Genomic DNA, 23,640 nt, shown 5'->3' on the forward strand with positions numbered 1-23,640 from the left:
CCACGTCGACTCGGCATCCCGACCCGCGGCGGGCCGGGATGAGCGTGTCGGATGCCGAACGTAGACTCTCGGCATGGCGTCCGACTCCTTCGTCCACCTGCACGTGCACAGCGAGTATTCGATGCTCGATGGGGCGGCGCGCATCGGGGCCATGGTGCAGGAAGCGGCAGCGCAAGGATCTCCGGCGATCGCCGTCACCGACCACGGCAACACCTTCGCGGCGTTCGAGTTCTACAAGGCGGCGAAGGATGCCGGCATCAAGCCGATCATCGGGATCGAAGCGTACGTGACCCCAGGTACCCACCGTTCGGAGAAGTCGCGTGTTCGATGGGGATCGCCCGAGCAGAGCGACGACGACGTCTCGGGATCGGGTGCCTATACGCACATGACGCTGCTGTCCGAGACGACCGAGGGCATGCACAACCTCTTCCGGCTGTCCTCGTTGGCCTCGATGGAGGGCTACTACTTCAAGCCGCGCATGGACCGCGAACTCCTGGAGACCTACTCGAAGGGTCTGATCGCGACGACCGGATGCCCGTCCGGCGAGGTCCAAACCCGCTTGCGTCTTGGTCAGTACGACGCCGCGCGCGCCGCGGCGGCGGAGTTCCAAGACATCTTCGGCAAGGAGAACTACTTCGCCGAGATCATGGACCACGGCCTCGACATCGAGCGCCGTGTCATGACCGACCTGCTGCGCATCGCGAAAGACCTCGACATCCCGCTGCTGGCAACCAACGACTCGCACTACACGCACCAGCACGACGCGAACAGCCATGCCGCCCTGCTGTGCGTTCAGTCCGGCTCCACCCTCGACGACCCCAAGCGCTTCAAGTTCGACGGCGATGGCTACTACATCCGCACGCCCGCCGAGATGCGCCAGATCTTCCGGCAGCACCCCGAGGCGTGCGACAACACGCTGCTGATCGCGGAGCGCTGCGAGGTCGAGTTCAACACCAGCGCGAACTACATGCCGCGGTTCCCGGTTCCCGACGGTGAAACAGAGGAGAGCTGGTTCGTCAAAGAAGTCGAGGCCGGTCTGCACGAGCGCTACCCAGCCGGCATCCCCGATGAGGTCCGGAAGCAGGCCGAGTACGAAGTCGGCGTCATCGTCCAGATGGGCTTCCCGGGCTACTTCCTCGTGGTCGCCGACTTCATCAACTGGGCCAAGCGCAACGGCATCCGTGTCGGACCCGGCCGCGGGTCCGGTGCCGGGTCGATGGCTGCCTACGCCATGCGGATCACCGACCTCGACCCGCTCCAGCACGGGCTCATCTTCGAGCGGTTCCTCAACCCCGACCGCGTGTCGATGCCCGACTTCGATGTCGACTTCGACGATCGACGTCGCGGCGAGGTCATCCAGTACGTCACCGAGAAGTACGGCGACGACCGTGTCGCGCAGATCGTCACCTACGGCACGATCAAGGCCAAGCAGGCGCTCAAGGATGCCGGTCGTGTTCTGGGATTCCCCTTCAGCATGGGGGAGCGCCTCACCAAGGCGATGCCGCCCGCCGTCATGGGCAAGGACGTTCCGCTGACGGACATGTTCAACAAAGACCACCCCCGCTACAAAGAGGCAGGGGAGTTCCGCACGCTCATCGAGACCGACAGCGAAGCCAAGACGGTGTTCGACACCGCTGTCGGTCTCGAGAACCTCAAGCGTCAGTGGGGCGTGCACGCCGCGGGCGTGATCATGTCGAGTGAGCCGCTGATCGACATCATCCCGATCATGCGTCGCGAACAGGACGGCCAGATCGTCACGCAGTTCGACTACCCGTCGTGCGAGTCCCTCGGCCTCATCAAGATGGACTTCCTGGGGCTTCGCAACCTCACGATCATCAACGATGCGCTCGACAACATCGAAGCCAACCGAGGCGAGCCGCTCATCCTCGAGGATCTCGCGCTCGACGATCGCGCCTCCTACGAGCTGCTCGCTCGAGGGGACACGCTGGGCGTGTTCCAGCTCGACGGCGGGCCCATGCGGTCCCTCCTCCGGTTGATGAAGCCCGACAACTTCGAGGACATCTCCGCGGTGCTCGCCCTGTACCGTCCCGGGCCGATGGGGGTGAACTCCCACATCAACTACGCCCTGCGAAAGAACGGGCAGCAGGAGATCGAGCCGATCCACCCGGAGCTCGAGGAACCTCTCGCTGACATCCTCGACACCACCTACGGCCTCATCGTCTATCAGGAGCAGGTGATGGCGGTCGCACAGCGCGTGGCCGGCTACACGCTCGGTCAAGCCGACCTGCTGCGGCGTGCGATGGGCAAGAAGAAGAAGTCGGAGCTCGACAAACAACAAGAGATCTTCTTCGGCGGAATGGCGGAGCGTGGATTCTCGGATGCCGCGCAGCAGACCCTGTGGAAGGTGCTCGAGTCGTTCGCCGACTACGCCTTCAACAAAGCCCACACGGCCGCCTACGGGCTCGTGTCGTACTGGACGGCGTACCTGAAGGCCCACTATCCGGCTGAGTACATGGCTGCCCTCCTCACGAGCGTCGGCGACTCGAAAGACAAGATGGCCGTCTATCTCAATGAGTGCCGCCGCATGGGCATCCGGGTGCTGCCGCCGGATGTCAACGAGTCGATCCGCTACTTCGCCGCCGTCGGGGATGACATCCGCTTCGGCCTGGGAGCCGTCCGCAACGTCGGGGCGAACGTGGTGGAGGCGATCGTCCAGGCCCGGACGGACGCCCCGTTCGCCTCGTTCCACGACTTCCTGGCCCGGGTCCCCGTCTCGGTCGCGAACAAGCGGACGGTGGAATCGCTCATCAAGGCCGGCGCGTTCGATTCGCTCGGAGCCACTCGCCGAGCCCTCATGGAAATCCACGAGGATGCCACCGAGCAGGCCGTGCTCGACAAGCGTCGCGAGGCCAACGGCGAGGTCGGGTTCGATTTCGACTCGCTGTGGGGCGAGGACGAGCCCCAGCAGGTCAGCAAGGTGCCCGAGCGGCCCGAGTGGACCAAGAAGGACAAGCTCGCGTTCGAACGCGAGATGCTCGGTCTTTATGTGTCGGACCATCCGCTCGCGGGACTCGAGGTCCCGCTGGCAAAGCATGCGTCGATCACCATCCACGATCTGCTCGGCTCGGAGGATCTGGCCGACGGGGATCAGGTGACGATCGCGGGACTGGTGACGAGCGTCCAGCACCGCGTCGCCAAGTCCAGCGGCAATCCGTACGGCATGATCACGGTCGAGGACTTCGACGGTGAGATCACGGTCATGTTCATGGGGAAGACCTACACCGAGTTCCAGTCGATGCTGCAGGCGGACTCGATCCTCGTCGTGAGAGGTCGCGTTTCCCGCAGAGACGACGGCATGAACCTGCACGCGCAGGCGGCGTTCGCGCCCGATCTCGGTTCGGTCGACGCATCCGGCCCGCTGGTTCTCGTCATCCCCGAGCAGCGCGCCACCGAGTCCGTGATCGGAGACCTCGCCGATTGCCTGCTCCGTCATCGCGGCGACACCGAGGTGACGCTGCGGCTGCACAAGGGCGGCGTGGCGAAGGTGTTCGAGGTGCCGCATCCGGTGACGGTCACGGCCGATCTGTACGGGGAACTGAAGGGTCTGCTCGGGCCGCAATGCCTCGGATGATCACTGGCTCGCTCGAGCGTGAGCATGTCGTGGGCGCGATACCGTAGATGGATGCTTCGCACCCTTGACCTGCGTGGGCGCGCCCTCTCGCCCGCCGACCTGCTCGCCGCCGTTCCTCGTGCGACGGCGGCCCGTTCCGAGGCGCTCGAGACCGCCGCGCGCCTCGTCGAGGACGTCGCGACGAACGGCGAGACCGCGTTGCGCGCCCAGGCTGAGCAATTCGACGGGGTGACCGGCCACGACATCCGGGTGCCGCTCGAGCACCTCGACGAAGCCCTCGAGCGGCTCGATTCCTCCGTCCGGGAGGCTCTCGAGCGCGCCATCGACCGCGTGCGGGTGGCGTCCGCGGTTCAGGTCCCCCCGCCGGCGACGACGAAGGTGGGACCCGGCGCCCTCATCCACCAACGGTGGCAGCCGGTCCGGCGCGTCGGGGTCTACGTCCCGGGCGGCAAGGCCGTCTACCCCTCGAGCGTCGTCATGAACGTCGTGCCCGCCCAAGCGGCCGGCGTCCAGCAGATCGCCCTCGCCTCTCCGCCGCAGCGATCCGAGGGCGGCAGGGTGCACCCGGTGATCCTCGCGGCCGCGCGGCTGCTGGGCGTGACCGAGGTCTACGCGATGGGCGGAGCAGGTGCGATCGGCGCTTTCGCATTCGGGGTACCGAGTCTGGGACTCGATGCGGTGGACGTCGTGACCGGACCCGGCAACAATTTCGTGGCGGCGGCCAAGCGCGTTGTCGCCGGACGCGTCGGCACGGATTCCGAGGCCGGGGCCACGGAGATCCTCATCGTCGCCGATGACACCGCCGATGCGCGGCTCGTCGCCGCCGATCTCATCAGCCAGGCCGAGCACGACGAGCAGGCATCGGCGGTTCTGGTCACGACATCGCCGTCGCTGGCGGATGCGGTGCAGATCGAGGTCGCCGCGCGGGCCGCAACGACACTCCACGCCGAGCGCATCGCGGTGGCGCTCGCCGGCCCGCAGTCGGCAATCGTGCTGGTCGATGACCTCGACGACGCGGTCGAGTTCTCCAACGCCTACGCTCCGGAACACCTGGAGCTTCACCTCGCGGACCCGATGACGGATCGATTCGTCCACGCTGGGGCTGTCTTCGTCGGCGCGCACTCGCCCGTCAGCCTCGGCGACTACCTGGCGGGAAGCAATCACGTGCTCCCCACCGGCGGACAGGCGCGCTACGCCGCGGGGCTGTCGGCCTCGACGTTCCTCCGCCCGCAGCAGATCATCGAGTACGACCAGGCGGCGTTGGCCGAGGTCGCCGATGCGATCGTCGCTCTCGCCGACGCGGAGGTCCTCCCCGCGCACGGGGAGGCGGTCCGCGCGCGGTTCACCGCGTAGTCTGGGGCTGCCATGCACTGCCCCTTCTGCCGCCACCCCGATTCGCGCGTCATCGATTCTCGGACCAGTGACGACGGGCTGAGCATCCGTCGTCGTCGGCAATGCCCCGAGTGCGGTGGCCGATTCTCCACGATCGAGACCGCGAGCCTGAACGTCATCAAGCGATCCGGCGTCATCGAGCCGTTCAGCCGCGAAAAGGTCATGTCCGGCGTGCGCAAGGCATGCCAGGGTCGCCCCGTGACGGAGGGCGACTTGGCGGTTCTGGCCCAGACGGTCGAGGAGGCCGTTCGCCAGACGGGGTCATCGCAGGTCGACACCAATGAGATCGGTCTGGCGATTCTCGGTCCGTTGCGAGAACTGGACGAGATCGCTTATCTCCGGTTCGCCAGCGTGTACCAGGCGTTCGAAACCCTCGAGGATTTTGAATCGGCGATCGCACAGTTGCGCGCGGATCACCATCGCCCGGCATCCGATCTCGAGGAGTAAGCATGTACCCGTGGCTGTTTCGCACGTTCCTCTCGAAGATGGACCCGGAGACAGCGCACCATGCGGCGATGCTCGTCATCCGAGTCCTCGGTGTTCCCCCGCTGTCGTGGCTTGCGCGGGCCTTCACCCGTCCTGACCCTTCCCTGCGGGTCCAGGCACTGGGTCTGACCTTCGACAGTCCGTTCGGGGTCGCCGCAGGCTTCGACAAGGATGCGGTGGGGGTGAACGGCCTCCACGCGCTGGGCTTCGGTCATGTGGAGGTCGGGACGCTCACCGCCATCCCGCAGACGGGCAACCCCACGCCGCGCCTGTTCCGCCTGATCCCGGATCGGGCAGTCATCAACCGCATGGGCTTCAACAACCACGGCTCGTACGCGGCCGCGGGGCGGCTGGAGAAAGCTCGCCGCCGGCGGCACCGCACAGTCCTGGGCGTCAACATCGGCAAGAGCCGCATCGTGGATGTCGAGAACGCCGTCGTCGACTACGTCACGAGTGCGCGGCTGCTCGCGCCGGTCGCGGATTACCTCGTCGTCAACGTCTCTTCACCGAACACCCCGGGGTTGCGGAGCCTCCAGGCCACGGAATCGCTCCGACCGCTGCTGGGTGCGGTTCAGGAGGCGGCGGAGGATACCCCGCTGCTGGTGAAGATCGCCCCCGACCTCTCGGACGACGACATCCGCGATGTCACCGCGCTGGCGCTCGAACTCGGCCTGCAGGGCATCGTCGCCACGAACACGACGATCGCCCGTGACGGACTCGGGCTCGTGACCGACCCCGCCGTCATCGCCGCGGCCGGTGCCGGCGGGCTGTCGGGAAAGCCACTCGCGCCGCGCGCGCTGGAGGTTCTCCGACTCGTGCGATCGCTCGTTCCCGACGACTTCTGCGTCATCTCGGCGGGCGGCGTCGAGAGCGCCGATGATGTGCGCGAGAGGCTGCATGCCGGCGCGACGCTCGTGCAGGGATACACCGGATTCCTCTACCGCGGACCGCTGTGGGCCCGGCAGATCTCTCGCGGTCTCGCGCGCGAGTGAGCACGACGGATGCACCCGTGCGCGCGGACTTAGGAAACCCTAACTTCTCCCCCATGAGGGCGATGCTCCTCCGATATACTCCCGACAGCACAACACCGGCACTCGTGTCTTCGAGCGCTTCAGTGCGGTTACCCCACCGTGGGAAGGAACCCCTGTGATCGAACGTCACATCACGCCCGACGTCGCTGCGATCTTCGTGGAGGTCGCCCGCGGCAGACGCGGCATCTACTCCGACGATGCGGCCTTCGAAGAGCTCCTCGCCGATGCGAAGGCGGCGTTCGAGGCCGCCGACCCCGAGACTGTCGAGATCATCCGCCAGTTCGCTCGCGCCGACGTTCCGGACGGGGGAGTGCTCTTCCACGGCCTCACGGTCGACCAGGCCGACATGGGGGAGAGCCCGCGTGACCCCGTCGCTTTCGAGAACAAGGACCGCGATCCCGTGACGGAGGCGGCGCTTGTGGCCTTTGCCTCGGTGGCCGGTGAGATCTTCTCCTTCGCGCGCCAGCACCGCGGCGCACTCATCCAGAACGTCACGCCGATCCCGGGGCACGAGTACGACGCCGTCGGAACCGGCAGCCGAAGCCTGCTCGACTGGCACTCGGAGGACGCCTTCGACGACGCCCACCCGCAGTTCGTCGGCCTGTTCTGCGTGAGGGGCGACGAGCGCGTGCAGACCGCACTCGCTCCGGTCGATCGCATCGAACTCTCGGCCGAGGACGAAGCGGTGCTGCGTCAGCCGCGCTTCATGCACGGCATCGACAAGGCATCCGGGGGAACCGGTCGGCCCGAGGACGGTGTCCAGGGCGCGGCGCTGTACGGCGAGGACGGCAAGCGATTCGTCCGTATCGACATGGACTGCGCTGCGGCTGTGGCCGGCGATGACGAGGCGGCTGCCGCGCTGAAGGCGTTCCACGACGGTGCCGACAAGGAAGGCATCTACGTCACGCTGGGTGCGGGCGACATCCTCCTGTTCGACAACCGCCGCGTGATGCACGCACGCACGCCGTTCGAGCCTCGCTACGACGGCACCGACCGCTGGCTGCAGCGCGTGATCATCACCGATGACCTCGGGCGTTCCGCTGATCGTCGCACGCGCCACTACCGCGTGGTCGAGAACGAACTGGTCGACGCCTGACATCCGCCGATCGCACGCCGGCCGGTGCCTTCGGGTACCGGCCGGCGTGCGAGAAGCGCCGCAGAAAGGAGACAGCCGTGGCATCACGGGAACGGGGACTGGGGTCCCGTTTCGGATACATGGTCGCCCGGTTGAAGGTCATCGACCTGCCTTCGGTCATCGAGCGCGCCCGCGAGGTGTCCGCCCAGTTCCATAAGTGGACGCCGCTGATCGTCCTGGACATGTTCTGGCAGGCGACGTTCCATCAGGTGGGATTCCAGGACTACGTCGACTACGACTTCGCGATCCTGAACCGCCGAGAGCGGCGGACGATGATGACCCACCCGCACTCGAACAAGTACTCGTACACCTTCGATGACCCGGAGTACCGCGGGATCTTCTACGACAAGTGGGAGTTCGACCGGGTCTTCTCGGAGTATCTGGGACGGGACTGGATGATGGTCGACGATGACAACGTCGACCAGTTGCGCGCCTTCGGCCAGGCGCATCCGGTGCTGATCACGAAGAAGCAGGCCGGGCGCTCGGGCGCCGCGATCAACCGGTACTACTCTGCGCAGATCGAGGACTGGGATGACTTCCACGCGCAACTGCGCGCGCGGGGTGAGCTGCTGATCGAAGAGAACATCACTCAGCATCCGGATGTCGCCGCGGTCTGCGCCGGCACCGTCAACTCGACACGCGTCGCGGCCTTCTTCGACGGCGAGAAGACCCACATTCTGGCGATTGCGCAGAAGTTCGGTCGCGGTCAGGTCGCCGATCAGATGGACTTCGGCGGGTTCTACACGATGCTCGATCCGGAGACCGGAGCCGCCCTGGGTGACGGGTACGACTCGCACGGGCACGTCCACAAGTACCACCCGGACTCGGGATATCCGATCGCGGAGTTCCAACTTCCGATGTTCGACGAGGTCATCGCGTTCGTCGACAAGGTCGCTCGCCACGTCCCGCAGGTGCAGTATGTCGGGTGGGACGTCGCGGTGACTCCCACCGGCCCCGTGCTGATCGAAGGCAACTGGGCGACGGGGGTCTACGAGAACAAGCCCAGCGTGCTCGGCGTACGCACCGGCCACCGTCCGCGGTACCAGAAGGCGATGGGCTTTTGATCAGTCCCACCGGGCCGCGCGTGCGGCTGAGCCGTTCGGCGCTCGTCGACGGCGCGACGCACGCGCTCGAGACGGGGGGAACGGATGCTGTCGCCGATCTCCGACGCGACGCGTACGGCCACGGTGTGGGGTTCGTCGTCGAGGTGCTCGCGCCCCTCGGCATCCGTGCCGCGCAGCTGGATCCGGCATCCGTACCGACGGCTGCCGCCGCGGGGATCACGGCTGTCGGCGGCGAGGTCACCCTCGAGCCGGCACGTGTCTTCGGGCTCCCGGGGGTGGAGCTCTCGCCCCTCGGCGCCGGAGACAGCGTGTCGCGACCGGTCATGAGTCTGGTCGGATCCGTGCTCTCGATCAAAGCGCTGCGCGCCGGCGAGGGCGTCTCGTACAACTACACGCACATCGCGCCCGAGGACACCCGGATCGCTCTGGTCTCGGGCGGTTTCGGCCAGGGCGTCGCGCGGTCCCTCGGCAACCGCGCGACCGTCGAGATCCGCGGCGCGCTCCACCCGATCGTCGGGCGCGTCGCGATGGACGTGTGCGTTGTCGACATCGGTGACGCTCAGAGCGCCCGCGGTGATGAGGTGGTCTACTTCGGCGGTGCGGGTCCGGCCGGACCCGCATTGGCGACATGGGTGGCGGCAAGCGGGCTCACCGCGGCCGAACTCGTCTGTGCCCTGGGCCTGCGGCTGCCGCGGGAGGTGGTCGAGTGAGCGCGCGGATGGTCGTCGATCTGGCGCGGCTGCTGGCAGACATCGATGTGCTGCGCGAGCGGATCGCGCCGGCGGAGTACATGCTCGTGGTCAAGAACGACGCGTATGGTCACGGTGTCGATCGCGTCGTGGCGGCCGCCGCCGCACACGGGGTGCGCTGGTTCGGCGCCTTCGACGTGCCGATGGGCGTTCGTGCGAGGGCGGCGGCGGGCGCCGATGCGCGGATCTTCTCCTGGGTGACCATCACCCAGCCCGAGATCGCCATTGCGCTGGATGCGGGCATCGAGCTCGGCGTGGGCGACGCTGCCTACCTGGAGGATGTCGCGGTCGTCTCGGCCGGGCGGGCCGCCGCGGTGCACCTGAAGGTCGACACGGGCCTCCACCGCAACGGCGTCCGCCCGGAGGACTGGCCGGCGTTCGTGGCGCGCGCCGCAGCGCTCGAGGAGCGGGGCGACATCCGGGTCGCCGGGTTGTGGAGCCATATCGCCGAGACCAGCGACGAGGACGACGACCAGTCCCGGGCGCTGTTTCTCGACGCGGTCCGCATCGCCGAACAGGCCGGCCTGCGGCCCGAGGTGCGGCACCTGGCCGCCAGCGCTGCCGCATTCGCACGTCCTGAGTTCCGGTTCGATCTCGTGCGATTCGGCGCGTTCAGCTACGGCATCCGTTCGACCGGCGGACCCGATCTTCTCGGCATCGTGCCGGCGGCGACGCTGATCGCCACCGTCTCTGGCGTGGGCGAGGCCGGGGTGGAAGTCGCCTACGGGGCGCTCGACGGGCTGCCCTCGACGCTCGCTGGTCGGATGTCCGTCGGAACCGCGGCTGGTCCGCGCGCCGTGCGCGAGATCGGCCCGGCATGCATGGTGGTCGAGCCGTGGCCAGGCGCCGCGCCGGGCGAGGACGTCTTCGTGTTCGGCCCGGGGACCCACGGCGAGTCGAGCGTGACGACTCTGGCCGAGGCGATCGGCACTGTCGGTGAAGAGATCATCGTGCGGGTATCGCCGCTCGTTCCGCGCCTCTACGTGTGATCACCCCGCGCCTGCGGCCGCGGTGGGCGCAGCGGCGGGCGTCGTGGCGTGGCATCCGGTGAGCTGAGCGGACTACACCCAACGCCCCCGCGCAGCGAACCCACAGATCAGGAGGGGTACTGACCCCGTCGCACCTGGGCCTTGGGGAGCCGCATGAAGCGCATCTGAACACTGCGCATCGCCGCGTACCAACCGAGACCCTTCTCGACCTTGGATGCGCCGAACTTGTCGCGCACCGCGCGCTTGACGCGGATCGAGGTGATGATCATGTCGCCGATGACGAAGAAGATGAACAGCCACAGGGCGACGAACGACCAGTACTGGATGAAGTTCAGCGGGATGAAGGTCGCAATGATGACCACGACCATCGCCGGCATGACGGCCTCGCCCAGGTGCCAGCCGGCGTCGACGAAGTCGCGGACGAACTTGCGTTGCGGACCCTGATCGCGCGCCGGTAGGTACTTCTGCTCGCCATTGGCCATGCCGATGCGCGCGCGTTCGCGAGCGGCGGCGAGTTCTGCCTTGCGCTGCGCCTTCGCTTCCTTCGTATCCGGAACGAGCGGGCGCTTGCGGGCGGCTTCCCGCTCGGCGCGGGTCGGCGTTGCCCGACCTTTCCCGGCGGTCGACGTCGACGCGCCGTTCGGTGCCTCGGGGGCGGGGGTCTTGGCCACGATGATCCTCGGTGTCGCGTTGCGGGTAGTCCTTAAGATTACCCGCATGACTGATAACGCCGCCCGCTCCGATGCTGTCCGTGACGCCGCCGAGGCCGGCATCCCCCGCGCGCTGGCCGATCTGGGCGATTTGGTGCGGATCCCGTCGATCGCGTGGCCGTCGATGGACCAGCAGCAGCTGGTGCGCAGCGCCGAAGCCGTCGCGGCCCTGGCAGAGGGCACGGGCGTCTTCGATTCCGTCACGGTGAAGCGGGCGGCGATTCCCGGCACTGACGAGCTCGGGCAGCCCGCCGTGCTGGCCACCCGTGCCGCTCGGAACGGACGTCCCACAGTCCTGCTGTACGCGCACCACGACGTACAGCCTGTGGGCGACGAGGCGCTCTGGGAGACACCGCCGTTCCAGCCGACCGTGCGCGACGGTCGCTTGTACGGCCGGGGCGCCGCCGACGACAAGGCGGGGATCATGGTGCACATCGGTGCGATCCGCGCGCTCACCGACGCGCTCGGGCCCGACCTCGATGTGGGGCTGGCGCTGTTCATCGAGGGGGAGGAGGAGTACGGCTCGCGCTCGTTCGCTCAGTTCCTCCGAGACAACGCCGACGCGCTCAGATCCGACGTCATCGTGGTCGCCGACTCCGGCAACTGGGACGACCGGACGCCGGGCCTGACCGTCTCCCTGCGTGGCAATGCGCGATTCTCGATGCGCGTGCGCACCCTCGAGCACGCATCGCACTCGGGAATGTTCGGGGGAGCGGTCCCCGATGCCATGCTCGCGACCATCACGCTCCTTGCCACGCTGTGGGATGCCGAGGGCGCCGTTGCGGTGGAGGGCTTGGCCTCTCGCGAGGCGGAGACTCCCGAGTACAGCGAGAGCACGTTGCGGTCGGAGACCGGGCTGATCGACGGCGTCGCCCCGATCGGCCGCGGATCGATCATCGGTCGGATCTGGAACGAGCCGTCGATCACCGTGATCGGGATCGACGCCACCGACGTGGCATCGGCGTCGAACACACTCGCCCCGGAGGTGACTGTCGTCATCAGCGCGCGTGTGGCGCCCGGTCAGTCGGCCGCCGATGCCTACGCGGCGTTGGAGGCGCACCTTCGCGCTCACGCGCCGTTCGGCGCGCAGGTGGAGTTCTTCGATGTCGACCTGGGCGACCCGTTCCTCGTCGACACCTCCGGGTGGGCGGTGCAGGACGTGCGTGAGGCGCTCACCGAGGGGTACGGGGTCGAACCGGTCGATATCGGCGTCGGTGGGTCGATCCCGTTCATCGCCGACCTCGTGCGGGAGTTCCCGGGAGCGCAGATCCTCGTCACGGGAGTCGAGGATCCGCACTCTCGCGCTCACAGCCCCAACGAGTCCCTGCACCTCGACACCTTCCGTAACGCGCTGATCTCGGAAGCCCTTCTGCTGGCGAAGCTGGACGCGCGCACCCTCTGATTCGGAGGCGTGCCCGCCGTGTGCCGTGGGAGCGGGCGTAGAATTTCAGCATCCACCCCGACGGCACCAGCCGATAAGGAGAGTCATGACCGACACCGCACTGACCACGGACCAGACCGCGCGCGAGCACGGCGTCGCGCTCACGGACGCCGCGGCCGCCAAGGTGAAGAGCCTGCTCGATCAGGAAGGCCGCGACGACCTGCGTCTTCGCGTGGCCGTGCAGCCCGGCGGATGCAGCGGTCTCATCTACCAGCTGTACTTCGACGAGCGCTATCTCGACGGCGACAAGACCGTCGACTTCGATGGCGTGGAAGTCATCGTCGACGACATGAGCGTGCCCTACCTCGACGGTGCCACGATCGACTTCAAGGACACGATCTCCGAGCAGGGTTTCACGATCGACAACCCCAACGCGCAGGGTAGCTGCGCGTGTGGTGACAGCTTCCACTGACCCTCCCAAGCTTCAGCCTCCCGGAAGGCTGACCTTCAGTACCCCGAAAGTGACCGGATGCTGAGTGGTTGGCCTCAAGGAGGTGTGAGGTTGCCCTAGACTGACCACAGTCACACTTCGCAACGTGGAAAGGTGCGCCTGTGCCCTCCAATCGCCGACTCCGCTGGGTTCTTCTACCGGTTGGTGCCGCCGCGGCCGTGGTGCTCGCAGGATGCACGCCGACGGAGCTCAACGGGTATCTCCCGGGCTTCGTCGAGGACGGAACTCCCGCGACCAATCACACCGAAATGGTCTCCGGACTCTGGGTGAACTCGTGGATCGTCCTGCTCGCCGTCGGTGTCGTCACCTGGGCGCTCATGGGATGGGCAGCCATCGCCTACCGTCGCCGCAAGGGGCAGACGGGCCTGCCGGTGCAGCTGCGCTACAACATGCCGATCGAGATCTTCTACACGGTCGTGCCGTTCATCCTGGTGCTGGGCTTCTTCGCCTTCACCGCGCGGGACCAGGCGATCATCGAGACGCAGTACGAAGACCCCGACGTGTCGATCACCGCCATCGGCAAGCAGTGGGCGTGGGACTTCCAGTACAACGGCGACGAGGAGGACAACTCCGACGCCGTTTGGACGATGGGCATCCAGGCTCAGCCCGATAAGAACGGCGACATCGACCAGGAGCAGCTGCCGACGCTGTACCTGCCCGTCGACCAGACGGTGCAGATCAAGCTGCAGTCGCGCGATGTCATCCACTCCTTCTGGATCATCGACTTCCTCTACAAGAAGGACATGTACATCGGGAAGGACAACTTCTGGTCCTTCACCCCGACCCGAGAGGGCACCTACGCCGGCAAGTGCGCCGAGCTCTGTGGTGAGTACCACTCGATGATGCTCTTCAACGTCAAGGTCGTGAGCGCCGAGGAGTACGAGGACTACCTCGCAAGTCTCGAGGCAAAGGGTCAGACCGGCGACATCAACGACGCATACGACCGCCTGCAGAACACGCCGAACGATCCCACGGATCCCTCGGTCCAGCAGTCAGATGAGGGGAACGAGTGATGGCCACCACGCTGCCGCTTCAGGACGCGGACTCGTCGCGCCCGCGCACTCTGCCCGCACGCCAGGCGGCGCTGATGTCGTCCTCGCGCGTCGAGCAAAAGGGCAACATCATCGTCAAGTGGATCACCTCCACTGACCACAAGACGATCGGGTACATGTACCTGATCGCGTCGTTCCTGTTCTTCCTGCTCGGCGGCGTGATGGCGCTCATCATCCGTGCCGAGCTGTTCGAGCCGGGCATGCAGGTCTTGCCGACCAAAGAGCAGTACAACCAGCTGTTCACGATGCATGGCACGATCATGCTGCTCATGTTCGCGACGCCTCTGTTCGCGGGCTTTGCCAACGCGATCCTGCCGCTGCAGATCGGTGCACCTGACGTCGCGTTCCCGCGCCTGAACGCTTTCGCGTTCTGGTTGTTCCTGTTCGGGTCGATCATTGCGATCTCCGGCTTCCTGACCCCGCAGGGCGCGGCTTCCTTCGGCTGGTTCGCGTATCAACCACTCGCGAACGCATCCTTCTCACCAGGCGTCGGCGGTAATCTCTGGATGCTCGGGCTCGGCATGAGCGGCTTCGGAACGATTCTCGGTGCCGTGAACTTCATCACCACCGTCATCACGATGCGCGCACCCGGCATGACGATGTGGCGCATGCCGATCTTCACCTGGAACACGCTCATCACGAGCATCCTGATCCTCATGGCCTTCCCGGTGCTGGCCGCCGCGATCTTCGCCGCCGCCGCCGACCGCGTGCTCGGTGCGCACATCTACGACCCACAGAACGGGGGCGTGCTGCTGTGGCAGCACCTGTTCTGGTTCTTCGGTCACCCCGAGGTGTACATCATCGCGCTGCCGTTCTTCGGCATCGTGTCCGAGATCTTCCCGGTCTTCAGCCGCAAGCCGATCTTCGGTTACAAGACGCTCGTGTACGCGACGATCGCGATCGCCGCTCTCTCGGTCGCTGTGTGGGCGCACCACATGTACGTCACCGGCTCGGTGCTGCTGCCGTTCTTCGCCCTGATGACCATGCTCATCGCCGTCCCGACAGGCGTGAAGATCTTCAACTGGATCGGAACGATGTGGCGAGGGTCGGTGACCTTCGAGACACCGATGACCTTCGCGCTCGGCTTCCTCGTCTCGTTCGTCTTCGGTGGGCTGACCGGTGTCATCCTCGCGTCGCCGCCGCTGGACTTCGCACTGTCGGACTCGTACTTCGTCGTCGCGCACTTCCACTACGTCATCTTCGGAACCGTCGTGTTCGCGATGTTCGCCGGCTTCTACTTCTGGTGGCCGAAGTGGACAGGCCGGATGCTCAACGAGCGCCTCGGGTACGTGCACTTCTGGCTGCTGTTCATCGGCTTCCACATGACCTTCCTCGTCCAGCACTGGCTGGGTGTCGAAGGTATGGTCCGCCGCTACGCTGACTACGCGGAAGCTGACGGATTCACGTGGCAGAACCAGTTGTCGACAGTTGGTGCCATGCTCCTCGCGGTCTCGATGATTCCGTTCCTGCTGAATGTGTGGATCACCGCTCGGAAGGCGCCCAAGGTCACGGTCAACGACCCGTGGGGTTACGGTGGATCGCTCGAGTGGGCCACTTCGTGCCCGCCGCCGCGCCACAACTTCACGTCGATCCCGCGCATCCGCAGCGAACGCCCGGCGTTCGACCTCAACCACCCGGAAGCTGCGCCGATGACGGTTGGTGTCGGCCCGGCGAAGGATGCTCCGCACACACCGGTTGTGGATCTTGCCGATGGGAAGGTGAAGTAGTCCGATGCGTACCAACGTCGCGCTCTGGTGGATTCTGGCGGGCTTCTTCGCTCTCGTCGGTGTCGTCTACACGATCTGGAGCCTTTTCTGGTACGGCAACGTCGAGTGGGTCGGCACGATCGCGCTAATCTTCACTGCCCTCATGGGCGCACTGATCGCCTTCTACACCGGTGCGGTTCGACGCGCTCAGGGCGGCGAGCTGCCCGAGGACACCCTCACGGCAGACATCGACGACGGCGACCCCGAGATCGGTGAGTTCAGCCCGTGGTCGTGGTGGCCGATTGTGCTCGCTTTCTCGGCAGCGATCGCCATCATCGGTCTCTCGGTGGGCGCGTGGATGGTGCCGATCGGGTTCGGTATCTTCCTGGTCGCGATCGTCGGTTGGGTCTACGAGTACTACCGCGGCTACTTCGCTCGCTGAGTACCGCGCGGAGCGCGCTCTTCCGCGCTGCGCGCTCGACGTCTGGGCCCGGCGGGGCTAGACGCTGATCAGCGGGCGCGTTGAACGAGGAGTACGCCGCCGATCACGATGACGGCGCCGATGAGCTCGTTCAGTGTGAACCGTTCTCCGAGCACGATGATCCCGAGTGCCACGCCGACCACGGGGATCACGTAGGTGACGGTTGACGCGCCGACCGCGCCCCATTCGCTGACGACTCGTGTGTTCCAGACATAGACGATTCCGGTCCCGAGGCACCCGAGGGCCAGGAGCGCCAGAATCGGCGCGGGAGCCCATGCGACGGGCGCGAGGCCGATGGCGGGCACGAGCACCAGGGCGAGTACGCCTGCGACAGCCATCTGCGTCGACGCGATCGTGACGCTGTCATGGTTGTGGGTTCCCGTGATGAAGCGCCGCATCCACCCCAGGGCGATGCCGTAGGACGCGGTGGCCCCCAGGCAGGCGAGCTGCGCGGGAAGCGATGCCGTGAACTCGGGGGAGGTGACAACGTCCCAGATGCCCATGACAATCGCGACACCGACAGCGCCGATGATCACCCCGATCAGTCGCCGTGCCGTCATCCGCTCGCTCGGAAGAACGACGACGGCAACGAGCATCGTCCACAACGGTGTGGTCGCGTTCAGGATGGCCGACAATCCCGACGGCAGGCTCTGAGCGGCCCACGCGAACAGCAGGAAGGGCACGATGCAGAAGAAGACTGCGACGACGATCATGTGCAGCCACAGGCGTCTCTCTCGCGGCCACCGTCGACGCGTGAGCGTCATGATCGCGGCGAGCGTCACGGAGCCCAGGATGATGCGTCCCAGAGCCACCTGAGCAGGGTCGAAGGAGTCAACCGCAACCTTCATGAAGAGGAAACTCGCTCCCCACACCAGCGACAGCGCCGCGAACATGAGGACCACGGTGCTGGAGCGCGCTGGCGCGAGAGTCGGCGACGAGGACACGACGGTCACGCTACTCGCCGGGGCGGCCAGGGCACTGGCGGGAATCGGACCCCTCGTTCACCGGCGCACGATCATCACGAGCGGGTCGAACTCGCGGGGGAGCGGACCGTCATCGTTCTCGGTCGGCTGGCCTTCCCGTGCCCAGTATTCGAACCCCCCGATCATCTCCTTGACCGCGTAGCCGAGCTTTGCGAACTCGAGCGCCCCCTTGACGCCGGCGTTGCAGCCCGGGCTCCAGCAGTACACGACGACAGTGGCGTCCGGGGCAATCTCGCGCGGGGCGCGCTCCGCGATCTCGCGGTAGGGCATATGGATCGCGCCGGTGATGCGTCCCTGGCGCCAGGCGTCGACGCCGCGCACATCGACGAGCACGATGTCTTCTCCGGCCTTCTGAGCGGCGTACACGTCCGACGGATCGGTCTCGTGGGCGAGGCGGGTGGCGAAGAAGTCTGCGCTGCTCATGATGCCGACACTAGAGGCAAGTCATGACATTGAGAGCGCCGCAGGCACCCTCCTGCGGCCACGTTTCGGCCGGATCCTGCCATTGCCCGCTGCAGTGAGATGCGGGCAACGGCGCGGGCCCGACATCCGTGGATGCCGGGCCCGCGCACTGGTTGATTCGGGACTACTTCGTGTCGCCGCTGGGGTGAACGTCGTCGTCAGGATCGACATCCGTGTTCGACGTGCCCTTATCGGCAGCCGTGTTCTCCACGACCTGGTCAGTGACGATCACGTTCGTCGGGCGAACAGCCGTCTCGGACTGCTTGCCGTCGGTGATCGGGTGGTGCGGAGCATCCGGAACCCCGGCGCGCTCGTGCATCGCCTGGATCTCCGCATCCTCCTGCTCGGCAATGTGGTCGAGTTCGTGATGCTGGTGCGAGAGCGCCTCGTCGATCTCGGCCTGCGTCACCGGTGCGAGGCGGTCCTCGAAGAACCACCGCGACAGCGCCGCGCGGAAGTTCTGGTGCCACGGGATCGTCCCGCGAGAGTTCGGGCGCACCACCAGCGGTTCGTAGGTCTCGAAGTCCACGAGCTTCCAGCGCTCGTACTCGTCGACGGGCTGGTGAACCTCGATGTACTCGCCGCCGGGGAGGCGGACGATGCGGCCGGACTCGTAGCCGTGCAGTGCGATCTCACGATCCTTCTTCTGCAGGGCGATCGCGATCCGCTTGGTCACGAAGTACGCGATGACGGGTCCGACGAACAGCAGGACCTGCAGCGTGTGGATGACGCCTTCCATCGTGACCCAGAAGTGGGTGGCGATGATGTCGGACGACGCCGCCGCCCACAGCACGGCGTAGAACGTCACGCCCGCGGCGCCGATCGCGGTGCGGGTCGGGGCGTTGCGCGGACGCTGCGCGATGTGGTGCTCGCGCTTGTCGCCGGTGATCCACGCCTCGATGAACGGGTAGAACGCAACCAGGGCGATGAACAGCACCAGGACGGTGATCGGGAGGATGATGTTCCACGACCAGGTGTGATCCCAGAACACCGTCTCCAGGTGCGGGGGCACGAGACGCAGCGCACCGTCGGCGAAGCCGATGTACCAGTCAGGCTGCGTGCCCGCCGACACCGGCGACGGGTCGTACGGCCCGTAGTTCCAGATGGGGTTGATCGTGAACAAAGACGCGATCAGCACGATGACGCCGAAGACGATGAAGAAGAACCCGCCCATCTTCGAGGCGTAGACCGGCAGCATCGGGTAGCCCACGACGTTGTCGTTCGTGCGGCCGGGGCCGGCGAACTGCGTGTGCTTGTTCACGATCATGAGGATCAGGTGCGCCGCGAGGAGCGCGACCAGGATCGCCGGCAGCAGCAGGATGTGCAGCGTGTAGAGGCGACCCACGATCTGCATCCCGGGGAACTCGCCGCCGAACAGCAGGAACGAGGTCCAGGTACCGATCAGCGGGATGCCCTTGATCATGCCGTCGATGATGCGAAGACCGTTGCCCGAGAGCAGGTCGTCGGGGAGGGAGTAGCCGGTGAAGCCCTCACCCATCGCGAGGACGAACAGCACGAAGCCGATGAGCCAGTTGAGCTCGCGGGGCTTGCGGAAGGCGCCGGTGAAGAACACGCGCAGCATGTGCACGCCGATGCCGGCGATGAACACGAGCGCGGCCCAGTGGTGGATCTGGCGGACGAGCAGGCCGCCACGGATGTCGAACGAGATCCGCAGAGTCGAGTCCAGCGCCGCGGACATCTCGACGCCGCGCATCGGGATGTAGGCGCCGGTGTAGTGCGTCGGCACCATCGAGGCCTGGAAGAAGAACGTCAGGAACGTCCCCGACAGCAGGACGACCACGAAGCTCCACAGCGCGATCTCACCGAGCATGAACGACCAGTGGTCGGGGAAGATCTTGCGTCCGAGCTCCTTGACCAGGCCGGAGAGGCTGGTGCGCTCGTCGATGTAGTTGGCGGTGGCGCCGACGAAGCGGCCGCCGAGCGGCTTTTCCCTGGTGGTACCGACGGCCGTCTCGTCAGTAGCGGTGGCGGTGCTCAATGGCGCTCCCAGAAGCTCGGGCCGACGGGTTCGGTGAAGTCGCTCTGCGCGACGAGGTAACCCTCGTCATCCACTTCGATGGGCAGCTGCGGCAGCGGACGGGCAGCCGGGCCGAAGATGACCTTGGCGCCGTCCGAGACGTCGAACTGCGACTGGTGGCACGGGCACAGCAGGTGGTGGGTCTGCTGCTCGTAGAGGGCCACGGGGCAGCCGACGTGCGTGCAGACCTTCGAGTACGCGACGATGCCGTCGTACGACCAGCTCGCCCGCTCGGGGGTCTCGGTGATCTGCTCGGGAAGCATCCTGACCAGCAGGACGATCGCCTTGGCCTTCTCCTCCAGGTATCCGTCCTCGTGGCTGAGGTCGGCGAGCGGCTCGGGGATGACGTGCACGGCGGAGCCGAGGGTCACTTCGGATGCCTTGATCGGCGTTCCCTCGGGGTCCTTGGCGAGCCGCATCCCGGGCTTCCACATCGTGTGGCTGAGCAGGAAGACGGGGTCGCCCGCGTGCGGACGTTCCGGCGTGGACTCGGGGGCGAGGCCACGGAACAGCGTGATCGCGGGGAGGATCGACGCGATGAGCGCCGCGAAGAGGCCACCGCGGATGACGGTGCGGCGACCGAACCCGGACTCCTCGTTCGCTGCTTCGAAGACGGCGACCGCTCCGGCACGAGTCGCATCGGTGCCGCGCGTGGGGTGGCGGGCCTCCGTGTGCTCCTTGTCGGACATCACAGCCTTGGACCAGTGGATGGCCGCGACGCCGATCGCCAGCAGCGCGAGGGCGATGCCGAGACCGACGAAGAGATTGTTGTCACGGATCGCGGGGATCTCGCCGCTCTCGATCGGGAAGATCATGTAGGCGGCGACCGCCCACAGCGATCCTGCGACCGAGATGTAGAAGAGCGTGTAGATCGTGCGCACGGCGCGCTTCATCGCGGCCGGGTCCTTGTCGGTCATCCGCACGCGATGAGGCGGAAGCTCAGGGTTACGCACGGGGTCGGTGACGGCGACGGCCGTCCCCGACGAGGGCTGGTACGACGCCCTGTCGAGGTCGTGCGGGTCGTCCTCGTGTGCCATGGTGCTCCTCTAGCGTCTTGCTGCGTATTCGGCGTGCGGGATCAGTTGGATTTCGCCGTGATCCACACGGTGATGGCGATCAGGGTGCTGATGCCGAAGATCCAGATGAACAGGCCTTCGGCGACCGGTCCGAGAGACCCGAGCTTGAACCCGCCGGGGGACTCGGTCTGCTGGGTGTACAGCAAAGACGAGATGATGTCGCGCTTGTCTTCGTCGGTCAGGTACATGTTGTTGAACACCGGCATGTTCTGGGGTCCGGTGACCATCGCGGCGTAGATGTGCAGCGCGCTGACATCGGTCAGAGCCGGTGCGTACTTGCCTTCGGTGAGGGCGCCACCGGCGCCCGCGACGTTGTGGCACATCGCGCAGTTGATGCGGAACAGCTCCGCACCGCGGGCGATGTCACCTTCGCCGTCGAGGATCTCGGGGTCGGGGAAGTCCGGACCCGGAGCCACGGACTGCACGTAGTTGGCCATCGCGAGGATCTGCTCATCCGTGAACTGCACCGGCTTCTGGGGAGCCTGCGGGCCCTGCATCTGGAGGGGCATACGACCCGTGCCGACCTGGAAGTCGACCGCGATCGCACCGACGCCGTACAGCGACGGGCCGTTCTCGGTGCCCTGAAGATCCAGTCCGTGGCAGGTGGCGCAGTTGGCCTGGAAGAGGAGCTTTCCGTCCTCGATCGTGAGAGTGGATGCGGAGGTGCTCTCGGGCTCGGTCGCGGCCATCGCGGCGGAGGCGCCCGCGTAGACGCCGCCGGTGATGAGCAGTCCGATGCCGATGAGAGCGGTCGCGGCCCAGGGGCTGCGGCGTCCGTTCGAGCGGCGGTTGGTCTGTCGTGCCATGAGGGTGATTCAGCTCCGCTCGGGTTACTTGAGGAAGTAGATGACGAAGAAGAGGGCGATCCAGACGACGTCCACGAAGTGCCAGTAGTACGACACGACGATCGAGGACGTCATCTCCTTGCGACCGAAGTTCTTGACGGCGTAGGCGCGTCCGATCACGAGGAGGAAGGCGATGAGGCCGCCGGTCACATGGAGGGCGTGGAACCCGGTGGTGAGGTAGAACGCGGAGGCGTAGGCGTTCGCCTGGATGGGCATCCCCTCGGCGACGAGCTGGGCGTACTCCCACACCTGGCCCGACACGAAGATGGCGCCGAGGGCGAAGGTGAGCCAGAACCACTCGACCATTCCCCAGCTGAGGCGTCCGTTGGCCTTGCGGATCGTGTACGGCTGGAAGCGCTCCGCCGCGAACACACCCATCTGGCACGTCACCGACGAGAGCACCAGGATCGTGGTGTTCACGGCCGCGAACGGCACGTTCAGCAGCTGGGTCTCTTCGGCCCAGAGTTCGGGAGAGGTGCTGCGCAGTGTGAAGTAGATCGCGAAGAGGCCGGCGAAGAACATGACTTCGCTGCCGAGCCACACGATTGTTCCGACTGCGACCGGATCGGGTCGCTTGACCGACCGCATGGCCTGGGAGTACGTCGCTGAGCTGGTGGTCACGCTCTTCATTATGGCTGAAGATTTGCCTGGGGTTTCGCATGAGCCACCACTGATATCGGGTGGTGTGCGACTTAGGCGCGCCTCAGTTGCCCTCCCCGCTACGCTCGGAGCCATGACCCAGCTGCCGTCATGGCCGTCGATAATCAGCGCACTCCTGGAGGGGCACGACCTCAGCGTGTCGGAGTCCACCTGGGCGATGCGCCAGATCATGGCGGGGGAGACGACCCCGTCTCAGCTCGCCGGATTCCTGGTCGCGCTGCGCGCCAAGGGGGAGACGGTCGACGAGATCGTCGGGTTCCGAGACGCGATCCTGGAGGCCGCGTTGCCGCTTCCGGTCGATCCCCATGTGCTCGACATCGTCGGAACGGGCGGCGATCGCCACCGCACGGTCAACGTCTCCACGACGGCGTCGATCGTCGCCGCTGCCACCGGGATTCCGGTCGTCAAGCACGGAAACAAGGCGGCAAGTTCGGCGTCCGGGTCCTCGGATGTGCTCTCGGCGCTGGGCATCGATCTGGGGCTGAGTCCGGATGCAGTGGCCGGCGTGCTCGATCGTGCGGGCATCACGTTCGCCTTCGCGGCGGCGTTCCATCCGGGGTTCCGGCATGCTGCGGCCACCCGCGCCGAGCTCGGCGTGCCCACCGTCTTCAATTTTCTGGGACCCCTGTGCAACCCCGCGCGTGCGGAGGCGAATGCGGTCGGTGTGGCGCACCTGGACCGAGTGCCCCTCATCACGGGCGTGTTCCGCACCCGGGGCGCGACGGCGCTGGTGTTCCGCGGCGACGACGGTCTCGACGAGCTCACCACCACCGGGCACAGCCGGATCTGGGAGGTCTCGCGCGGTGACATCCACGAACACGATCTCGATCCGCGGGATCTCGGCATCCGTCTGGCAACGCTCGATGACCTGCGTGGCGGGACTCCCGAGCACAACGCCGAGGTGGTGCGCCGCGTCCTTGCCGGCGACGGCGGTCCGATCCGCGACATCGTCCTGCTGAACGCCGCGGCCGGGATCGTCGCGTACCGACTGTCGCAGGATGCCGCTCAGGCCCAGCGACCGATCGTCGAGCGCCTCGGTGAGGCCCGCGACGACGCCGCCGCGGCGATCGATTCGGGCGCCGCATCCGCGAAGCTCGCGGCCTGGTCGGCGGCGACGACGGCGCTCGCATCCTGAGACGCGTCGCCAGGGAGTGAACGGCGCCGGTGCCGGCCGCGCCGGCTCCCGGGGGACCTACGTCACTTTCCGTATGCGGCGCGGCTCCGTAGCGTGGAGGACGACGGTGAGACACGCCGTCGCATCCCCCTGACGAACCACGCCCCAGAAGGAGCCTCCGCC

General features: G+C 66.6%; 21 protein-coding genes. 14 read left to right on the forward strand and 7 right to left on the reverse strand.

Going from position 1 to position 23,640, the window contains the following annotated elements; genetic code table 11:
* Nucleotides 1–73: 73 nt before the first annotated feature.
* The 8 genes from dnaE (at nucleotide 74) to AC3ENO_RS06345 (ending at nucleotide 10,438) form a co-directional block, all read left to right on the forward strand.
* Nucleotides 74–3,592: a DNA polymerase III subunit alpha gene (gene dnaE, locus AC3ENO_RS06310; RefSeq protein WP_434969766.1), complete on the forward strand. Its 3,519-nt coding sequence runs from the start codon at nucleotides 74–76 to the stop codon at nucleotides 3,590–3,592.
* Nucleotides 3,593–3,643: 51 nt separating this feature from the next.
* A complete protein-coding gene (hisD, locus tag AC3ENO_RS06315; protein ID WP_434969768.1) occupies nucleotides 3,644–4,945 on the forward strand; it encodes a histidinol dehydrogenase in 1,302 nt (433 codons plus the stop codon).
* A gap of 12 nt (nucleotides 4,946–4,957) precedes the next feature.
* Complete coding sequence (gene nrdR / locus AC3ENO_RS06320; RefSeq protein WP_434969770.1) at nucleotides 4,958–5,431, forward strand: transcriptional regulator NrdR; 474 nt, start codon at nucleotides 4,958–4,960, stop codon at nucleotides 5,429–5,431.
* Between the two features lie 2 nt (nucleotides 5,432–5,433).
* A complete protein-coding gene (locus AC3ENO_RS06325; RefSeq protein WP_434969772.1) occupies nucleotides 5,434–6,462 on the forward strand; it encodes a quinone-dependent dihydroorotate dehydrogenase in 1,029 nt (342 codons plus the stop codon).
* Nucleotides 6,463–6,616: 154 nt separating this feature from the next.
* Nucleotides 6,617–7,597, forward strand: a complete 981-nt coding sequence (locus tag AC3ENO_RS06330; RefSeq protein WP_434969773.1) for a TauD/TfdA family dioxygenase — start codon at nucleotides 6,617–6,619, stop codon at nucleotides 7,595–7,597.
* A gap of 77 nt (nucleotides 7,598–7,674) precedes the next feature.
* On the forward strand, nucleotides 7,675–8,700 hold the full coding sequence (locus AC3ENO_RS06335; RefSeq protein ID WP_434969775.1) for a sugar-transfer associated ATP-grasp domain-containing protein: 1,026 nt from the start codon (nucleotides 7,675–7,677) through the stop codon (nucleotides 8,698–8,700).
* Entirely contained in the window at nucleotides 8,697–9,410 is a 714-nt protein-coding gene (locus tag AC3ENO_RS06340) for an alanine racemase (RefSeq protein WP_434969777.1), read from the forward strand. The genes AC3ENO_RS06335 and AC3ENO_RS06340 overlap by 4 nt, the downstream gene beginning before the upstream one ends.
* Nucleotides 9,407–10,438, forward strand: a complete 1,032-nt coding sequence (locus AC3ENO_RS06345; protein WP_434969778.1) for an alanine racemase — start codon at nucleotides 9,407–9,409, stop codon at nucleotides 10,436–10,438. Before AC3ENO_RS06340 ends, AC3ENO_RS06345 begins: the two co-directional genes overlap by 4 nt.
* 107 nt (nucleotides 10,439–10,545) lie before the next feature.
* Here the strand turns inward: AC3ENO_RS06345 and AC3ENO_RS06350 are convergent, their stop codons facing one another.
* A complete protein-coding gene (locus AC3ENO_RS06350; protein WP_434969779.1) occupies nucleotides 10,546–11,109 on the reverse strand; it encodes a DUF3043 domain-containing protein in 564 nt (187 codons plus the stop codon).
* A 46-nt stretch (nucleotides 11,110–11,155) separates the two neighbouring features.
* Here AC3ENO_RS06350 and AC3ENO_RS06355 point away from each other — a divergent pair, with 46 nt between their 5' ends.
* From AC3ENO_RS06355 to AC3ENO_RS06375, 5 genes are all read left to right on the forward strand, one after another.
* Nucleotides 11,156–12,550 (forward strand): dipeptidase, encoded by a 1,395-nt coding sequence (locus AC3ENO_RS06355; protein ID WP_434969781.1) that lies wholly within the window; start codon nucleotides 11,156–11,158, stop codon nucleotides 12,548–12,550.
* Between the two features lie 85 nt (nucleotides 12,551–12,635).
* Entirely contained in the window at nucleotides 12,636–13,001 is a 366-nt protein-coding gene (gene erpA, locus AC3ENO_RS06360) for an iron-sulfur cluster insertion protein ErpA (protein ID WP_434969782.1), read from the forward strand.
* 140 nt (nucleotides 13,002–13,141) lie between these two features.
* On the forward strand, nucleotides 13,142–14,053 hold the full coding sequence (gene ctaC / locus AC3ENO_RS06365) for an aa3-type cytochrome oxidase subunit II (RefSeq protein WP_434969784.1): 912 nt from the start codon (nucleotides 13,142–13,144) through the stop codon (nucleotides 14,051–14,053).
* Nucleotides 14,053–15,819 carry an aa3-type cytochrome oxidase subunit I gene (ctaD, locus tag AC3ENO_RS06370; RefSeq protein WP_434969785.1) on the forward strand — a complete coding sequence of 589 codons (1,767 nt, stop codon included), beginning with the start codon at nucleotides 14,053–14,055 and terminating at the stop codon, nucleotides 15,817–15,819. Before ctaC ends, ctaD begins: the two co-directional genes overlap by 1 nt.
* A 4-nt stretch (nucleotides 15,820–15,823) precedes the next feature.
* The gene (locus tag AC3ENO_RS06375; protein WP_434969786.1) at nucleotides 15,824–16,240 is read left to right on the forward strand and encodes a cytochrome c oxidase subunit 4; all 417 of its coding nucleotides are present in this window, start codon (nucleotides 15,824–15,826) and stop codon (nucleotides 16,238–16,240) included.
* Nucleotides 16,241–16,308: 68 nt separating this feature from the next.
* Here AC3ENO_RS06375 and AC3ENO_RS06380 read toward each other — a convergent pair whose 3' ends face one another.
* From AC3ENO_RS06380 to ctaE, 6 genes are all read right to left on the reverse strand, one after another.
* Nucleotides 16,309–17,223: a DMT family transporter gene (locus tag AC3ENO_RS06380; protein ID WP_434969787.1), complete on the reverse strand. Its 915-nt coding sequence runs from the start codon at nucleotides 17,221–17,223 to the stop codon at nucleotides 16,309–16,311.
* Between the two features lie 57 nt (nucleotides 17,224–17,280).
* The gene (locus AC3ENO_RS06385) at nucleotides 17,281–17,685 is read right to left on the reverse strand and encodes a rhodanese-like domain-containing protein (protein ID WP_434969789.1); all 405 of its coding nucleotides are present in this window, start codon (nucleotides 17,683–17,685) and stop codon (nucleotides 17,281–17,283) included.
* Between the two features lie 163 nt (nucleotides 17,686–17,848).
* Complete coding sequence (qcrB, locus tag AC3ENO_RS06390) at nucleotides 17,849–19,723, reverse strand: cytochrome bc1 complex cytochrome b subunit (protein ID WP_434969790.1); 1,875 nt, start codon at nucleotides 19,721–19,723, stop codon at nucleotides 17,849–17,851.
* Nucleotides 19,720–20,799 carry a cytochrome bc1 complex Rieske iron-sulfur subunit gene (gene qcrA, locus AC3ENO_RS06395; protein ID WP_434969791.1) on the reverse strand — a complete coding sequence of 360 codons (1,080 nt, stop codon included), beginning with the start codon at nucleotides 20,797–20,799 and terminating at the stop codon, nucleotides 19,720–19,722. Before qcrA ends, qcrB begins: the two co-directional genes overlap by 4 nt.
* 41 nt (nucleotides 20,800–20,840) lie before the next feature.
* On the reverse strand, nucleotides 20,841–21,644 hold the full coding sequence (qcrC, locus tag AC3ENO_RS06400) for a cytochrome bc1 complex diheme cytochrome c subunit (protein ID WP_434969793.1): 804 nt from the start codon (nucleotides 21,642–21,644) through the stop codon (nucleotides 20,841–20,843).
* Between the two features lie 24 nt (nucleotides 21,645–21,668).
* A complete protein-coding gene (gene ctaE / locus AC3ENO_RS06405) occupies nucleotides 21,669–22,313 on the reverse strand; it encodes an aa3-type cytochrome oxidase subunit III (RefSeq protein ID WP_434969795.1) in 645 nt (214 codons plus the stop codon).
* A 103-nt stretch (nucleotides 22,314–22,416) separates the two neighbouring features.
* On the opposite strand from ctaE, the gene trpD reads away from it, so the two are divergent.
* Entirely contained in the window at nucleotides 22,417–23,478 is a 1,062-nt protein-coding gene (gene trpD / locus AC3ENO_RS06410) for an anthranilate phosphoribosyltransferase (RefSeq protein ID WP_434969796.1), read from the forward strand.
* The last annotated feature ends 162 nt before the right edge of the window (nucleotides 23,479–23,640 follow it).

The sequence above is a fragment of the Microbacterium sp. bgisy207 genome (assembly GCF_057706855.1).

Coding starts and splice junctions, on each gene's coding strand:
- dnaE (WP_434969766.1), top strand. CDS start 74: ATGGCGTCCGACTCCTTCGTCCACCTGCACGTGCACAGCGAGTATTCG.
- hisD (WP_434969768.1), top strand. CDS start 3,644: ATGCTTCGCACCCTTGACCTGCGTGGGCGCGCCCTCTCGCCCGCCGAC.
- nrdR (WP_434969770.1), top strand. CDS start 4,958: ATGCACTGCCCCTTCTGCCGCCACCCCGATTCGCGCGTCATCGATTCT.
- AC3ENO_RS06325 (WP_434969772.1), top strand. CDS start 5,434: ATGTACCCGTGGCTGTTTCGCACGTTCCTCTCGAAGATGGACCCGGAG.
- AC3ENO_RS06355 (WP_434969781.1), top strand. CDS start 11,156: ATGACTGATAACGCCGCCCGCTCCGATGCTGTCCGTGACGCCGCCGAG.
- erpA (WP_434969782.1), top strand. CDS start 12,636: ATGACCGACACCGCACTGACCACGGACCAGACCGCGCGCGAGCACGGC.
- ctaD (WP_434969785.1), top strand. CDS start 14,053: ATGGCCACCACGCTGCCGCTTCAGGACGCGGACTCGTCGCGCCCGCGC.
- AC3ENO_RS06375 (WP_434969786.1), top strand. CDS start 15,824: ATGCGTACCAACGTCGCGCTCTGGTGGATTCTGGCGGGCTTCTTCGCT.
- AC3ENO_RS06385 (WP_434969789.1), bottom strand. CDS start 17,685: ATGAGCAGCGCAGACTTCTTCGCCACCCGCCTCGCCCACGAGACCGAT.
- qcrA (WP_434969791.1), bottom strand. CDS start 20,799: ATGGCACACGAGGACGACCCGCACGACCTCGACAGGGCGTCGTACCAG.
- qcrC (WP_434969793.1), bottom strand. CDS start 21,644: ATGGCACGACAGACCAACCGCCGCTCGAACGGACGCCGCAGCCCCTGG.
- ctaE (WP_434969795.1), bottom strand. CDS start 22,313: ATGAAGAGCGTGACCACCAGCTCAGCGACGTACTCCCAGGCCATGCGG.
- trpD (WP_434969796.1), top strand. CDS start 22,417: ATGACCCAGCTGCCGTCATGGCCGTCGATAATCAGCGCACTCCTGGAG.